This window comes from Limnobacter sp. 130 (genome assembly GCF_902506325.1).
Taxonomy (GTDB): Bacteria; Pseudomonadota; Gammaproteobacteria; order Burkholderiales; family Burkholderiaceae_B; genus Limnobacter.
In genome coordinates, this window is record NZ_LR732330.1 from 537,619 (window position 1) to 552,770 (window position 15,152).

The window sequence follows — 15,152 nt, forward strand, 5'->3', positions numbered from 1 at the left end:
GATGATCAAACCCCTCACCCAAATCGCCAATCTGACCACTGAACAGTTCATGACCGAACACTGGCACGTCAAACCATTCCTTTTTCGTCAAGCGTTCCCGAATTTTGAACCCCTTTGCGATCTGGACACCATCGCCGAGATGGCCTCGGATGAAGACATTGAAAGTCGCTTGATTCAATATGGAAAAAACGGCTGGACACTCGAGCAAGGGCCGTTTGACGAGCTTCCACCCATGAAGAAAAAGGCATGGACCGTGCTAATCCAGGGCATCGACCATCACCTGCCCGAGGCCTACGATCTGCTACAACTGTTTCGCTTTATTCCCGATGCGCGCCTTGATGACATCATGCTCAGCCTGGCCAGCGACGGTGGCGGCGTGGGCCCACATTACGACTCCTACGATGTATTTTTGCTTCAAATGCATGGCAAAAGGCGCTGGAAGATCGGTCCGCTTTTAAACAAGGAACTCGAAGAAGGCGTACCTTTGAAAATACTGAAGGAGTTCGAGCCAACAGAGGAATTTGTGCTCGAACCTGGTGACATGCTTTACCTGCCGCCCAATTATGGTCACGATGGGATCGCAGAGGGCACCTGCTCGACACTAAGCATTGGATTCAGAGCACCCACACAAGCGGAGGTTCTAAGCGGTATTTTGCGCGACATGGCCGATCAAATTGAACAAGATCCAGGCATGACTCAAAAATTGTTTTCTGACCCAGCGCGAGGGCTACAGAAAAACCCCGCAGAAATTCCTGACGACATGCTGAATTTCGGTTTTAATTTGATTCAGCAGTTTTCAGCGCAATCGCCTCAAATACAGCGCAGCATGGGGATTTTGCTGACCGAACCCAAGCCTCATGTGTATTTTGTAAACAACACAGACGATCAAGATATACCGGAAATAATTAGTGTACTTGGCGTGCGCGGCATTGCATTAAGCATGAAAACTAAAATGTTGTTCAAAGATGAGGTTTTCTATATCAATGGCGACGCTGTCAACCCGACCAGTGCCCTTACCGTTAAACAGCTGCAAAAGCTCGCAAACCAGCGTGAAATGGAGCCAACCGACGCCGCAGAAGCATTAAAAAACCCTGAATTTCAGTATTTTTTAATTGGTTTTGCAAAAGCCGGTTGGGTAGAAACCCTAATATGATTAATTTCATTTAGAATTTGAAACGACTCGGCAAAGTCAATAGAATTTTGCTTCGAAAATAAGGTCGAAACAATGACTTGAATTTGACGGGCTATTCGTTAGAATTTGCAGAGTTTTCCGCTTGAGTGCTTGAACACCCGGCAGGAAAATGGGTGATTCTGGGTTCTCTTGTGAGCCTATTTGCTCTAAAAAAGGCGCTTGAATCGGCGCCTAGTTCGTGACCCCAAAAGGAATAAACATGAAAAACTCAATTTTGATCGCATCTTTGTTTGCAGTTGCTTTGGCCGCTTGTGGCAAGAAAGAAGAAGCAGCTCCTGTTGAACCAGCAGCGCCTGCAGTAACTGAGCAAGCTCCTGCAGCTACTGAGCCAGCAGCAACTGAGCCAGCAGCAATGGAACCAGCAGCAACTGAGCCAGCCGCTACTGAGCCAGCAGCTGCCCCAGCTGAAGAAGAAAAGAAGTAAATTCAATTCGCTTGTAAAAGCGATTGAAAACAAAAAGCCCCAGGTGAAAACCATGGGGCTTTTTTGTTGATTCAGCTGAAAAAAATCAAGCGGCTATTTGCCTTGAATCAAGACTGGTCCAACCAAAACCCTCCGCCTGGCAGGCAATGTCAAACGCAATTCCCCGTGGGGTCAGTACCTCGGCCCACATTTGTTGAACCACATTGGGACAATTCGTGGTTTGGCTTAAATGAGCAGCCACCACAAACTGCAAACTGCCGGAATCAAGCCTTCTGAGAATGTCGCAAGCCACCTGATTACTCAGGTGCCCATAATCGCCGCCTACCCTTTTTTTCAAGCTTGGCGGATAAGGCGAATTGGACAGCATTTCAGGGCAGTGATTGGATTCGAGAATCAGGGCATGCGCCCGGTTCAACATGTTCACCAAATGCGGCGTAGCGCTGCCACAGTCGGTCAGAATGCCAGTGACAAACCCCGACTTCGATTCAATCAGCATTTGAATCGGTTCAGCAGCATCGTGAGGCACGGGAAATGGGTGCAAAGTCAGGCTTTTCACGCTAAACGGGGAATGGCTGTCAATTAACACCACCCGCCCCGATTGCAGATAATCCTCGTCGGTCAATTTGGATCTCAACGCGGCACGCCAGGTACCGTGCGTCAAATACACAGGGGTGCCAAATTTTCGACTGAACTTGAACACCCCACCAATGTGATCACCATGCTCGTGGGTGACCACAATGGCGTCGACATCCCCAGGCGCAAGTCCAACGCGCTCAAGGCGCCCCACGGTTTCCTTGACAGCAAAACCGCAGTCCACCATCAGGCGTGTGGGGGCATCAGTCAGCCTGCATTCAAACAGCCAACTGTTGCCTTCGCTACCACTGCCCAGACTCGCAAAGCGCACACCAATTACCGGAGTTTACCGGCCAGCTTGGTTGCCGCTTCTTCGGAAATTGCAGCATCAACAGCCGCACCACGCTCGGAAGTAAACTTGACCGAGGTTGATTTGTTACCTTCAGGCGCAACAACCACCTGGAAGCGTTGATCTGCTTTCAGGGTGTTGTCATTGGATGCACCACCGAAAAGTTTTCCGAAGAAACCGGTTTTCTCGCCTTCCGCCGAGGCCGAATCAGGAATGTACTTCACGTAGTACACACCATTGGAGCGATCACGGTCTTCGACGATAAAGCCGGCACGATCAAGACCAAAGCCCACGCGTCGCCATGCCAACGGAAAATCCTCAGCCAATATGATCGACGTTCCTTCAGGTTTCTTCTGCACGGAAATCAACTCTTGGGTGACTGGGCGACCTGCCGCTGCTGCAGCCTTTTCATCGCCTGTCAGCTTGGCCATCAAGCGGTTCAGCATTTCGGCTTCAAGTTCGGGATCAGAAGGACGACTCATCCACACCAGGCTGGACTGAGACTGATCGGTGTAGTTTTCTTCCATACCACGGTGGGTCACGAAAATTTCAACACCCCCTGCAATGGGCTCAACACGGGTACGGTAACGGTCACGGGTATTGCTGGAGTAAATACCATCAAATACAGTACCGATAACCTTGCGAATTCCATCCAAGGGAATATTTGCCCGGTTTTCAGCCCAGTTGGTTTCCATTAAACCAATTTTGGGATCATCCACTGCCAACTCAAATCCTGTGTCTTTCCAGAATTCACGCAACTTGGGCCACAGTTGTTCCGGAGGCATTTTCACTTCCAGAGAACGCAAATTGCCCACGCGCTTGATTTTTACATCTTCAGAAGCCACCAGTATGGGCTCGGTCTGCGCTTGTGGACGTGCTGCTGCGGGACGAGTACCGCCGCCGCTGTAGAAAGACGATGCCGACACAGAACCTGAACCAGACTCACCGGGAATCAGGAATTGCTCATCAGCCGACTGAGCAGTCAAATCGGGCGGCACTTCAAGGCCCTGCTCCCGCTTTTCAGCGGTGCGGTATGCCGTTTTCTGTCCTTCCACAGCCTCTTTGTAGGAGGCGCAGCCTGCCGCAGTGGATACAGCCGCTACGATCAGCAACAGTTTGAAAGAGGTTGTCTTGTTCAATTCCATTTGTTTCACAGCCTTAAGTCGTCTTTAGTCGATCAACCGGTGCGCACGCAAGGCGGCGTCCACGGTTTGGTGAAAATTGGATTCCAGTCGAGTTAGTGGCAAGCGCACACCCGGTGCCATTTTGCCCATTTTACTCAATGCGTATTTCACGGGAATTGGGTTGGCCTGTACAAACATGGCTTGGTGCAAATCCAGCAAACTCAAATTCAATGCGTGTGCAGTTTTCGAATCGCCTGCAATGGCAGCAACACACAGTTCATGCATCAACTTGGGGGCCACGTTGGCAGTCACCGAAATATTGCCTTTCCCGCCCATGAGCATCAAATTCACGGCGGTGGGATCGTCTCCGCTATACACCGCAAAATCGGGCGCTGTATCGCGGATCAGCCACGCGCCACGCTCAAGGTCGCCAGTGGCTTCCTTGATGCCCACAATACCATCGACCTGGCTTAGCCGTACAACCGTAGAATGCGCCATATCGGCCACCGTGCGCCCTGGCACGTTGTACAGAATAACTGGCAGATTTACAGCCTCGGCCACCTTGCGCATGTGCAGGTAAATGCCTTCCTGGGTGGGTTTGTTGTAGTAAGGCACCACCTGCAAGCTGGCAGCGGCGCCCACCTTGCGTGCAAATTCAGTAAGCTCGATTGCCTCGGTGGTTGAATTGCCGCCGGTACCCGCAATAATAGGTATGCGGCCAGCAGCCTGCTCCACAGCAACGCGGATCAGCTCGCCATGCTCTTCAACGTCCACAGTAGGCGATTCGCCAGTGGTTCCTACCGCTACGATCGAGTCGGTACCTTGTTCAATGTGCCAATCAATGAGCTGACGGTAACTGTCATAGTCCAGCGACCCGTCTTCAAACATCGGCGAAACAATCGCGACAATGCTGCCAGTGATCATTTAGTCCCTTTGAGTGAGTGTTATTGTTCCAGATTGTATCTCAGACCAAGCACCTGTAATGCCCATGGCCCGTTGAATCATTGCAGGGCTTGGAATGCTTCGCAGCCCCTGTTCAAAACGCATTACATTCAATGAAGACATACGGGAAAGTAATTCGCCCGGTTGCAGCAAAAACTGCGGGCTGCGTGGCGAACCGAATTGCGCATTGCCATCCATGAAGGTTTCATAAACCAGCACTGCATTCTGAGACTTCAGGTTAGCCAAAAGGTTCGCAAAATGTGGGCGATGCAGGTAGTTGGTCACCACGATCAAGTCGTATTGCTGCCCGGCCAAAGGCCAATCAGCCTGCTCCAGATCCATGGCCTCAAACTGTACATTGACGGGCCAAATGGTGTCTGGCGTATTTTTGTCAACAGCATGCACCGTGTAACCAAGAGAAGCCAAATACAGAGCGTGGCGACCACCGCCGCAAGCAAGGTCAAGTGCCCTTAAACCTGGCTTGACAGCACCCGAGGCATGCAGGCTTTCCACACAAAGGCGAACCCATGGTGAAGGCGCCATGGCAGGGTTGGCATGGTGTTCAGTCATCTCAGGAATAATCCAGACCCATGTGCTTGCGCACGTCTTTCATGGTGTCGTTGGCCATGGCACGCGCACGCTCACAACCTTCGCTGATTATTTTGCGCACCAGTGTCGGGTTCTCCGTGTACATGGCTGCACGCTCGCGCATGGGAGCCAATTCATCGGTGATCGCTTGAATAATCGGTTCTTTGCATTGAATGCAGCCAATTCCCGCCGATTTACACCCCTCTTGTACCCACTGCTTGGTGCTGGCATCGGAATACACTTCATGCAGCGGCCACACGGGACATTTCGCGGGGTCACCGGGATCCGTGCGGCGCACCCGAGCGGGATCGGTGGGCATTTTCCGCACTTTTTGAGAAATGTTTTCGGGTGTTTCACGCAGGGCCAAGGTGTTTTGGTAGCTCTTGGACATCTTAAAACCGTCCAGGCCCGGCATTTTGCTGGCTTCAGTCAGCAAAGCTTTGGGCTCCAGTAAAATCGGCTTGCGGCCAATTTCGGCACCTTTCGCATTCAGCAACTTTTCCTTGCTGTAAAAGTGGTTGAAGCGCCGCGCGATTTCACGTGTTAATTCAATGTGCGGCACCTGGTCCTCGCCCACCGGCACCTGCGTTGCTCGGTAAATAAGAATATCGGCAGACTGCAACAGCGGGTAACCCAGAAAGCCATAGGTGCCCAAGTCTTTGTCGCTGAGCTTTTCCTGTTGGTCTTTGTAAGTGGGTACGCGTTCAAGCCAGCTCAACGGCGTGTTCATCGAGAGCAGCAAATGCAACTCGGCATGCTCGGGCACCTTCGATTGAACAAACAAGGTGGCTTTCTCGGGATCTACGCCCGCAGCAAGCCAGTCAACAACCATGTCCCACACGTTTTCCTTGATCACTTCAGGGGTTTCGTAGTGCGTGGTCAGCGCATGCCAATCGGCCACAAAAAACAGGCAGGGAAACTCATTTTGCAGTTTCACCCAGTTTTTCAGCACGCCATGATAATGGCCAAGGTGTAACAAACCGGTTGGGCGCATGCCCGACAATACGCGTTCAGCAAACATGGTGGCTTAAAAATTAAACAAAAGGGTTAGCACGTTCAACCCGACACTAACAACGGGCTGAATGAACATGGGCAAGATACCCAGCATCAAGAGTGCAATGAGCACGATCATGCCATAGGGCTCGGTGCGGCTGAAACTATAGGCTGCAGAACTGGGCAGGAAGCTGAACAGAATTCGACCACCATCCAGCGGCAAAATGGGTAACAGGTTCAAAGCCGCCAACACCAGGTTCACCACGATACCGGCCTTGGCCATTTCAGCGAAAAATGGTTCGTTCAAACCGGTAACAATTTGTAATTTCAGACTGAGCACCCACATCAGGGCCATGATGAAATTTGCACCTGGACCGGCAAATGCCACGAAGCGAATGTCTTTTTTCGGATTGCGCAAATTCCCGAAATTCACGGGTACGGGCTTGGCCCAGCCAAAGAGAAAAGCGCCAACTCCCATTAAGCTCGAAGACACCAAAATTGCGATTGGCACCAGAATTGTGCCCACAGGGTCAATGTGCTTGATCGGGTTTAACGTAATTCGACCCGCGTACATCGCAGTGTTGTCGCCATACATTCTTGCTACATAACCATGCGCAGCCTCATGCAAGGTAATGGCAAACAACACCGGCAGTGCATACACCGCAATCGTTTGAATGATGCTTGAATCCATTACAGCTCTTCCTGTTCTTCAATGTTGACTGGCTCGAGCGGGCCGGTTAAAGGCCCGGCACCCACACGCACTACCACCGGATCTTCGCCAGTCCAGTCGATCACTGTGGTCGGGAAAGCGCCACAATATTCACCATCGTCCACAATCAAATCGACATCATTGCCCACAGCCTCTTGGGCTTCCCAGCCACTGCGTGCCGGCTCTTCCATTCCCGGAAGTTGCAAAGTCGTGGCAATCAACGCGCCTTCAATGTGTTCGAGCAAGCCCTGCACCACTGCGTGAGCAGGCACGCGCAAACCAATTGATTTTTTGGACGGATGCGAAACCCGCTTGGGCACTTCTTTGGTTGCTTCAAGAATGAAGGTGTAAGGCCCCGGAAAAACCGACTTCAACAGGCGGTATTGAACATTGTTCACTTTGGCGTAGCTGCCCAGTTCACTCAAGTCTTTGCATAGCAAGGCCAAGTGCTGTTTCTCGGAAATACCTTTCAGCCTGCGCAAACGTTCTACTGCATTTTTATCATCGAGATGGCACACCAGGGCGTAGCAACTGTCCGTTGGAATGGCGGCAATGCCACCTGAATTGATCAGGTCAGCCGCCTGCTTGCACAAACGCGATTGCGGATTTTGGGGGTGAACGTTGAATAACTGCGCCAATGGGGATCCTGTTAGCTGAACAACTTGCCCCAATTATCCCAGATTGGCACGCAACCATCCGGCAGACGGGGCAATTCACCCAAATTAACCCTGGATTCAGTGGGACCATGAAAATCGGACCCACGCGACGCCTTCAAACCTGAGCGCACCGACTTGCGTGCATAGGTGGCGTACTGATCGGTGGTGTGGCTGCCCGTTACCACCTCTATGCCCTCCCCGCCCAGCTTCACAAACTGGGTAACCAGTTCGTCCATCTGCATGGGATTCAAATCGTAGCGCCCAGGGTGCGCAATCACGGCCTGGCCATTTGAATCGAGAATCCATTGCACCGCCTGTTTCAGGCTGGCCCATTCATGCGGCACGTAGCCGGGCTTACCGGGGGTCAAAAAGCGCTCGAACACTTCACGAATGTCTTTGCAAACGCCCCTTTCTACAAGACAACGCGCAAAATGTGTGCGGCTGATCAGGTTGGGATTACCCACGAACTTCAAGGCGCCTTCGTACACGCCATCAATACCAACCTTTTCCAGTTGGCGCGACATTTCCATGGCACGTTCGGTGCGTCCATTTCGCACGCTGACCAAGCCATTCTCCAGGGGTGAGTTCACGTAATCAACATTCAAACCCACAATGTGCAAGGTCACCGCAGACCAGGTCACCGAGATTTCAACACCAGGAATAAAAATCATGCCATGTTCAGCGGCGGCTTTTGACGCTCGGGCCAAACCACCCACCTCATCGTGGTCGGTCAGTGACCAAATTTGTACACCGTTGGCTGCTGCGCGTTCTGCCAACTCTTCTGGCGTCAACGTGCCATCCGATGTGGTGGAGTGGCAATGCAAATCCGCATTGATCAAATGCGGGTCGCTCCAATTGATTTGTGCTGCTTTACTCATACTTTTGCAATTGGCTTATTGGGCCGATTGCTCCAATTCAACTTGCATCAACCAGGCCAACTCTTCTTCAGAGAAACCAGCCTGGGCGCGAGCCTTGAAATTGAACGGCGATCGGGGCTGTGGTGCGGTGTATTCCCGCAGACAATATTCGAACGCTTCAATGGGATCGCGTAATTCATTGTTGCACACTTCATTGAACCAGCGGTTGCCAATGGCCACATGCCCAATTTCATCACGCAAAATAATGTCTAGCACTTTGGCGCTTTCCATGTCGCCAGCTGCGGCCAGTTTCTCACGTATGGCAGGCGACACATCCAGCCCCCGTGCCTCCAGTAACCTGGGCACCAGTGCAAGTCGCGCCAGCAAGCTTTCTTTGGTTTTTTCGGCCATTTGCCACAGGCCGTCGTGTGCAGGGTAGTCCCCATACGTCAATTCATACGCCGCAAGACGGTCGCACAACAACGAATGGTGAAGCGCCTCTTCTTTGGCCACCTTCAGCCAGTCCAGATAAAACTGTTCAGGCATGAAAGGAAAACGAACCAGCAAATCGAGCGCCAAGTTAATTGCATTGAATTCAATATGGGCCAGTGAGTGCAGCAACATGCCACGCCCCACGGGTTGACTGACTTTTCGTGTGGGCACGCGCGCAGGGTGAACCAGCTCAGGCTTGTCTGGCCGCCCCACGCGGGAGCAAAAGCTTGCTTGACTCCCAAGGGGCAAGCTCACGTCAATTGCAAGAACAAGACGCACCTTCTCCAGGGAATCTTTACATTCCAAAGCCTGCAAGGCGGTCTGTCTTAAAGTTTGTTCAAGTCCACTGCCCATGAGCACACTGCATAAGGGATCGATCATGGTATTTTAAGGCAAACAAACCATGGCAACACCCCGACACAGGAGACAATTGTGGCCAAGTACAAAATCAACGGCGAAGCGCCCACCGTGCACTCCAGCGCCTATGTGGCTGAAATGGCCAGCATCATTGGCAAAGTGCAGCTCGATGAAAACACCTCGGTTTGGGATTTTGCTGCCATTCGCGGCGACAACGAACTAATCCACATCATGGAAGGCAGCAATGTGCAGGAAGGCGCGGTGCTGCACACCGACATCGGCTACCCCATGGTTGTGGGCAAAAATGTCACTGTGGGGCATCAGGCTTGCCTGCACGGCTGCACAGTGGGTGAAGGCAGTTTGATCGGTATTCGTTCAGTGGTGTTGAACGGTGCGAAGATCGGAAAAAACTGTATCATCGGCGCCGGCGCCCTGATCACCGAAGGCAAGGAAATTCCCGATCGCTCCCTGGTAGTAGGCTCGCCTGGAAAAGTGATCCGAACCTTGAACGACGATGAAGTGGCCCGCCTGATTGGCGCCGCCTTCTATGTACAAAAAGCCAAGTTGTTCAAAGAAACACTTGAAAGAATCGACGATTAATCTTAGCAGCCCCAATTAGTATCCATGACCGACACTCTACGTACCCTGATTTTTGATCAATCCAGTTGCCGCGCGCACTTGGTCCACCTTTCCAAGGCTTGGCAACAAGTGGTTCAAAACAACGACTACCCCAGGCCTGTTCAAAAAGTACTGGGTGAATTGGTCGCTGCCAGCACCATGTTGTCCGCATCCCTGAAGTTTGAGGGATCCTTGATTATTCAAATACAAGGCGACGGGCCAATTCGTTTATTGGTTGCTGAATGCAACAGCCGCTTGGGCTTGCGTGCCACTGTCAAGCTTGCTGAAGATGCTGAAATTCCTGAGAATGCCAGCTTCAAAGACTTGGTCAATGCAACGGGCAAAGGCATTTGCGCCATTATTCTGGATCCACGCAACCGCCTGCCGGGACAAGCCCCCTACCAAGGCATTGTGCCGCTTGCAGGCAGCACCGTGGCCGATTCTCTTGAAGCGTACATGCACAGCAGTGAACAGCTGGAAACCCGCCTGATTTTGAATTCGGACGCAACAACCGCAGCCGGTGTCATGCTTCAGCAAATGCCACAACACGGGGGCATTACTTCAAGCAAAGAATTTGATGCCGATGGCTGGGACCGCTTAAAAGCCTTGATTAACACACTGCAAACGGAAGAACACCTGACAATCGAAACCGACGAGTTGGCAAAGCGGCTTTTTTGGGAAGAAGACCCAGATGGTCTGGCAGAGCGCCAAGCGCACTTTGAATGCACCTGCTCACGCGAAAAAGTTGGGAAAATGTTGCTGACTCTGGGACAGGCCGAGCTTGACGACGCCTTATCGGAAAACCCGACAGTGGAAATTCAATGTGATTTCTGCAATGCAAACTATTCTTTTACCCGAGACGATTGCAATGCATTGTTCACCGACGACGCTCAAAACGACGGGGATCAGCCTCCCTTGCCGCCCACTCTGCATTAATTGGCAGGTTTTGCAGCTGCACCAGACGGTGCGGCCGCAGGCTGTCCGCGGGGCTCAATCAACTGAATAAATACTTCGTCTTTTTTAATCATGCCGAAGTCGTTTCTGGCACGTTCTTCGATCGCCTCAACACCCTCACTCAAACTGCGCACATCGCCTTCAAGTTGTTGATTGCGCAAACGCAATGCTTCATTCACCTGTTTTTGCTGCTCAAGCTGACCTTGCAGATCGCTAACGCGCAGCATCCCCCCTTTGCCGAACCACAAGGGGTATTGAAGCAAAATCAGCAAAGCAAAAAGGACGAGTGAGATCAGCCTGGGGTTCATATACAAGAAGGCCCCGCTGTGCGGGGCCACCTTTGATTAATACCGATTAATCCAGGTTGTAGAAGGCTGAACGGCCTGGGTAGTAGGCAATGTCACCCAAGTCTTCTTCAATACGCAACAGCTGGTTGTATTTTGCAACACGGTCCGAACGGCTCATTGAACCGGTCTTGATTTGCATTGCATTCGTACCCACAGCAATGTCGGCAATCGTGCTGTCTTCTGTCTCGCCCGAGCGATGTGAGATCACTGCGGTGTAACGCGCACGCTTGGCCATCTCGATGGCTGCAAAGGTTTCAGTCAATGTACCAATCTGATTGATCTTGATCAAAATGGAGTTTGCAATGTTCTTTTCAATGCCTTCGGCCAAAATCTTGGTGTTGGTTACAAACAGGTCGTCGCCCACCAACTGTACTTTGCGGCCCATGGTTTTTGACAAATAAGCCCACCCGTCCCAATCGTCCTCGGCCATGCCGTCTTCGATGGAAATGATTGGGTACTTGTTGCACCAGCTTTCCAACAGGTGCGCGAATTCCTGCGAACTCAGCTCCATGCCCTCACCGGCCAACTTGTACTTGCCGCCTTTGTAAAATTCAGAGGCAGCACAGTCCAGACCCAAAGCCACTTGCGTGCCAGGCTCAAAGCCTGCAGTTTCAATGGCCTGAATGATCATTTGAATGGCAGCCTCGTGATTGGCCACTGAAGGTGCAAAACCGCCCTCGTCGCCAACGGCAGTGGACATGCCCTTGTCGTGAATGATCTTTTTCAAGGCATGGAACACTTCAGCACCATAGCGAATAGCCTCACGGAAAGAAGGCGCACCCACTGGCAAAATCATGAACTCTTGCAAGTCAAGGTTGTTATTGGCGTGTGCACCACCGTTGATCACGTTCATCATGGGCACTGGCAGGCTCATGCCGCCCATGCCGCCGAAATAGCGATACAAAGGCAAGCCAGTTTCTTCGGCGGCTGCGCGGGCCACTGCCATGGACACTGCCAAAGTGGCATTGGCACCCAAACGGCTCTTGTTTTCAGTACCGTCTAGGTCGATCAGGTTTTGATCCAGAAACACTTGCTCTTGTGCATCGAGACCCAGAATTGCTTCAGAAATCTCTGTGTTGATGTTTTCAACCGCGCGCAATACACCCTTGCCCAAATAACGGGATTTGTCACCGTCGCGCAGTTCAACGGCTTCACGGGTACCTGTAGACGCACCAGAGGGCACGGCCGCACGGCCCATTGCACCACTTTCCAGCAGCACGTCACATTCCACGGTGGGATTGCCGCGAGAATCAATAACCTCACGACCAATCACGTCAACAATTGCGCTCATAGTTTCCTCTTGGATGGATTAAATTCTGTTTTGAATACTCGGCCTGTTTATTTCATCAGGTCTGTTTCGGCCAGTGGGCCAGACTTCACCAAACGGTCCAGTTCCTGCAAAGTAGCCAACAAGGCTTTCATGCGGGGCAAAGGCCAGGCATTGGGGCCATCTGACATGGCCTTGGCCGGGTCAGGATGACTTTCCATGAACAAACCTGCCACACCCACTGCCACCGCCGCGCGGGCCAACACGGGTACGAATTCACGCTGACCACCGCTTGCTGTGCCCTGCCCACCTGGCAGTTGCACACTGTGTGTAGCATCAAATACGACTGGGCAATTTGTGTTGCGCATAATGGCCAGGCTTCGCATGTCTGAAACCAGGTTGTTGTACCCGAAGCTGACTCCGCGTTCACACACCATGATATTTTTGCCATCGCCGCCTGCCTCAATGGCAGCCGCGCGCGCCTTGTCCACTACATTGACCATATCGCCGGGGGCCAGAAACTGCCCCTTCTTGATATTGACTGGTTTACCGCACGTGGCCACTGCTTCAATAAAGTCGGTTTGGCGGCACAAAAACGCAGGGGTTTGCAACACATCCACCACGCTGGCTACTGCCGCAATTTCCTCAATGGCATGAACATCAGTCAACACGTTTACATTCAAGGCTTTCTTCACGTTGGCCAGAATGTCCAACCCCTTGTCCATGCCCAAACCACGAAAGCTTTTGCCTGAACTGCGGTTGGCTTTGTCGTACGAGCTTTTGTAAATGAAAGGCACGCCCAACGACTCGCAGATTTCCTTGAGTTGACCCGCAGTGTCCATGGCCATTTGTTCACTTTCAATGACGCATGGGCCCGCGATCAGGAAAAAAGGTTTGTCCAAACCCACTTCAAAATTGCATAGTTTCATGAGGTGTCCTCCTGTTGGGTCCAGCTTATAACGCTTTGGCTAATTTGTGGGCCAAACCGGCCTTCACGTACGCCAAAAACAAGGGGTGGCTGTCCCGTGGGGTGCTGGTGAACTCGGGGTGAAACTGCACACCAAAGAACCAGGGGTGATCAGGTAATTCCATGATCTCGGGCAAATTCTCGGTGGGCGTACGGGCCGATATGCGCAGGCCAGCTTCTTCAAGCTGCGGCACAAAATTGTTGTTCACTTCATAGCGGTGGCGGTGGCGCTCGTTCACTTCGGGGCCATAAATGGATTCAGCCAAAGTACCCGGCTTGATCGGGCAACGCTGCGAGCCCAAGCGCATGGTGCCGCCCAAATCGCTTTGATCACTGCGCAACTCAACCTTGCCAGTGCTGTCTTTCCACTCGGTGATCAGGGCCACAACCGGAGTTTCTGCCAGGCTGTCAAACTCAGTTGAATTGGCCTTGGGCAAACCTGCGCAATGGCGTGCAAATTCAATGACTGCCAATTGCATACCCAAACAAATACCCAAGTAAGGAACCTTGTTTTCACGGGCGTATTGAATGGCCTTGATTTTGCCTTCTGTGCCACGCTTGCCAAAACCGCCAGGCACAAGGATCGCGTCCAGTTTTTTCAAACTTTCGGTACCGTTGGTCTCAATTTCTTCTGAGTCAATGTAGTTGATGTTCACCTTGGTTCGCGTGTGCAAGCCAGCGTGATTCAGGGCTTCGATCAAAGACTTGTAGGATTCGGTCAAGTCAACGTATTTACCCACCATACCAATGGTGATGTTTTGCTCAGGGTTTTCCTGCGCGTACACAATTTCAGCCCATTTGGACAAATCGGCGCGAGGCACCTCAATGTTCAGTTTCTCGAGCACAATGTCATCGAGTTTCTGAGCTTCCAGCATGGCCGGGATTTTGTAAATTGTGTCGGCATCCCAAACAGAAATAACCGCTTCCAGTTGCACGTTCGAGAACATGGAAATCTTGGCGCGTTCATCATCGGGAATACGGCGATCCGCGCGGCACAATAGTGCGTCTGGGAATATACCGATTTCACGCAGTTTCTGAACACTGTGCTGCGTGGGCTTGGTTTTCAATTCGCCTGCAGAGGCAATGAATGGCACCAATGTAAGGTGCACAAAACACGCACTGTTGCGCCCCAAGCGCAAGCTCATTTGACGCACAGCTTCAAGGAACGGCAAAGACTCGATGTCACCCACGGTGCCACCAATTTCTACAATGGCCACATCGGTTTCACCACCCCAGGCCGCGCGCGCGCCTTTTTCAATGAAAGCTTGAATTTCATTGGTAATGTGGGGAATCACCTGAACCGTTTTGCCCAGGTACTCACCACGGCGCTCTTTGCGCAGCACAGATTCGTAAATCTGGCCTGTTGTGAAGTTGTTGGACTTTTTCATCTTGGTCGAGATGAAACGCTCGTAATGGCCCAAATCAAGGTCAGTTTCCGCGCCGTCTTCGGTCACGAACACTTCACCGTGCTGGAATGGGCTCATGGTACCCGGATCCACGTTGATGTACGGATCCAGTTTGAGCATGGTGACTTTCAGGCCACGACTTTCGAGAATCGCGGCCAAAGATGCTGCGGCAATACCTTTGCCAAGGGACGAGACAACCCCGCCAGTAACGAATACATATTTGGTCATAGTGCCAGGCGGCGCTCTGTTCGGCGCTCAGTAGGGCGCACAATTGAGCGAATTGTGCGCTGTTTGAAAGCAGAATTATAACCTGAGCGCGCTTGGTCCATGCCAGTGA

Annotated in this window: 17 protein-coding genes; 4 read left to right on the plus strand and 13 right to left on the minus strand. The window is 52.0% G+C overall.

Annotation, left to right across the window (positions count from 1 at the left end; translation table 11 throughout):
• The first annotated feature begins 1 nt into the window (after nucleotide 1).
• Nucleotides 2-1,153, plus strand: a complete 1,152-nt coding sequence (locus tag FRIGORI9N_RS11550) for a cupin domain-containing protein (protein ID WP_159571067.1) — start codon at nucleotides 2-4, stop codon at nucleotides 1,151-1,153.
• Nucleotides 1,154-1,391: 238 nt separating this feature from the next.
• Nucleotides 1,392-1,616: a hypothetical protein gene (locus FRIGORI9N_RS11555; RefSeq protein ID WP_159571070.1), complete on the plus strand. Its 225-nt coding sequence runs from the start codon at nucleotides 1,392-1,394 to the stop codon at nucleotides 1,614-1,616.
• Between the two features lie 85 nt (nucleotides 1,617-1,701).
• Here FRIGORI9N_RS11555 and FRIGORI9N_RS11560 read toward each other — a convergent pair whose 3' ends face one another.
• The 9 genes from FRIGORI9N_RS11560 to FRIGORI9N_RS11600 are packed head-to-tail and all read right to left on the minus strand — an operon-like array spanning nucleotide 1,702 to nucleotide 9,280.
• A complete protein-coding gene (locus FRIGORI9N_RS11560; protein ID WP_201301483.1) occupies nucleotides 1,702-2,520 on the minus strand; it encodes an MBL fold metallo-hydrolase in 819 nt (272 codons plus the stop codon).
• A gap of 5 nt (nucleotides 2,521-2,525) precedes the next feature.
• On the minus strand, nucleotides 2,526-3,683 hold the full coding sequence (gene bamC, locus FRIGORI9N_RS11565; RefSeq protein WP_159571073.1) for an outer membrane protein assembly factor BamC: 1,158 nt from the start codon (nucleotides 3,681-3,683) through the stop codon (nucleotides 2,526-2,528).
• 24 nt (nucleotides 3,684-3,707) lie between these two features.
• A complete protein-coding gene (dapA, locus tag FRIGORI9N_RS11570) occupies nucleotides 3,708-4,586 on the minus strand; it encodes a 4-hydroxy-tetrahydrodipicolinate synthase (RefSeq protein WP_159571076.1) in 879 nt (292 codons plus the stop codon).
• The gene (locus FRIGORI9N_RS11575) at nucleotides 4,587-5,174 is read right to left on the minus strand and encodes a bifunctional 2-polyprenyl-6-hydroxyphenol methylase/3-demethylubiquinol 3-O-methyltransferase UbiG (protein ID WP_159571079.1); all 588 of its coding nucleotides are present in this window, start codon (nucleotides 5,172-5,174) and stop codon (nucleotides 4,587-4,589) included.
• Nucleotide 5,175: 1 nt separating this feature from the next.
• Nucleotides 5,176-6,213 carry a tryptophan--tRNA ligase gene (trpS, locus tag FRIGORI9N_RS11580; protein WP_159571081.1) on the minus strand — a complete coding sequence of 346 codons (1,038 nt, stop codon included), beginning with the start codon at nucleotides 6,211-6,213 and terminating at the stop codon, nucleotides 5,176-5,178.
• Between the two features lie 6 nt (nucleotides 6,214-6,219).
• The gene (locus tag FRIGORI9N_RS11585; protein WP_159571084.1) at nucleotides 6,220-6,876 is read right to left on the minus strand and encodes a site-2 protease family protein; all 657 of its coding nucleotides are present in this window, start codon (nucleotides 6,874-6,876) and stop codon (nucleotides 6,220-6,222) included.
• Complete coding sequence (locus FRIGORI9N_RS11590; protein ID WP_159571086.1) at nucleotides 6,876-7,532, minus strand: L-threonylcarbamoyladenylate synthase; 657 nt, start codon at nucleotides 7,530-7,532, stop codon at nucleotides 6,876-6,878. Before FRIGORI9N_RS11590 ends, FRIGORI9N_RS11585 begins: the two co-directional genes overlap by 1 nt.
• A gap of 11 nt (nucleotides 7,533-7,543) precedes the next feature.
• The gene (locus FRIGORI9N_RS11595) at nucleotides 7,544-8,428 is read right to left on the minus strand and encodes a 3',5'-nucleoside bisphosphate phosphatase (RefSeq protein ID WP_159571089.1); all 885 of its coding nucleotides are present in this window, start codon (nucleotides 8,426-8,428) and stop codon (nucleotides 7,544-7,546) included.
• Nucleotides 8,429-8,443: 15 nt separating this feature from the next.
• The gene (locus tag FRIGORI9N_RS11600) at nucleotides 8,444-9,280 is read right to left on the minus strand and encodes a ferritin-like domain-containing protein (protein ID WP_236550879.1); all 837 of its coding nucleotides are present in this window, start codon (nucleotides 9,278-9,280) and stop codon (nucleotides 8,444-8,446) included.
• A gap of 51 nt (nucleotides 9,281-9,331) precedes the next feature.
• Between FRIGORI9N_RS11600 and FRIGORI9N_RS11605 the strand changes: the two genes are divergently transcribed.
• Both FRIGORI9N_RS11605 and FRIGORI9N_RS11610 read left to right on the plus strand, forming a co-directional pair.
• Entirely contained in the window at nucleotides 9,332-9,856 is a 525-nt protein-coding gene (locus tag FRIGORI9N_RS11605) for a gamma carbonic anhydrase family protein (RefSeq protein WP_159571092.1), read from the plus strand.
• 24 nt (nucleotides 9,857-9,880) lie between these two features.
• Nucleotides 9,881-10,810, plus strand: a complete 930-nt coding sequence (locus tag FRIGORI9N_RS11610) for an Hsp33 family molecular chaperone HslO (protein WP_159571095.1) — start codon at nucleotides 9,881-9,883, stop codon at nucleotides 10,808-10,810.
• Here the strand turns inward: FRIGORI9N_RS11610 and ftsB are convergent.
• From ftsB to FRIGORI9N_RS11630, 4 genes are read right to left on the minus strand one after another with little or no spacing between them, the layout of a single operon-like run.
• A complete protein-coding gene (gene ftsB, locus FRIGORI9N_RS11615) occupies nucleotides 10,807-11,136 on the minus strand; it encodes a cell division protein FtsB (protein WP_159571098.1) in 330 nt (109 codons plus the stop codon). The genes FRIGORI9N_RS11610 and ftsB overlap by 4 nt on opposite strands.
• Nucleotides 11,137-11,182: 46 nt before the next feature.
• Nucleotides 11,183-12,466, minus strand: coding sequence for a phosphopyruvate hydratase (eno, locus tag FRIGORI9N_RS11620; RefSeq protein ID WP_159571101.1), 1,284 nt, complete (start codon nucleotides 12,464-12,466; stop codon nucleotides 11,183-11,185).
• Between the two features lie 47 nt (nucleotides 12,467-12,513).
• Nucleotides 12,514-13,371 carry a 3-deoxy-8-phosphooctulonate synthase gene (gene kdsA / locus FRIGORI9N_RS11625; protein WP_159571104.1) on the minus strand — a complete coding sequence of 286 codons (858 nt, stop codon included), beginning with the start codon at nucleotides 13,369-13,371 and terminating at the stop codon, nucleotides 12,514-12,516.
• Between the two features lie 25 nt (nucleotides 13,372-13,396).
• Nucleotides 13,397-15,043: a CTP synthase gene (locus FRIGORI9N_RS11630; RefSeq protein WP_159571107.1), complete on the minus strand. Its 1,647-nt coding sequence runs from the start codon at nucleotides 15,041-15,043 to the stop codon at nucleotides 13,397-13,399.
• Nucleotides 15,044-15,152 lie beyond the last annotated feature (109 nt).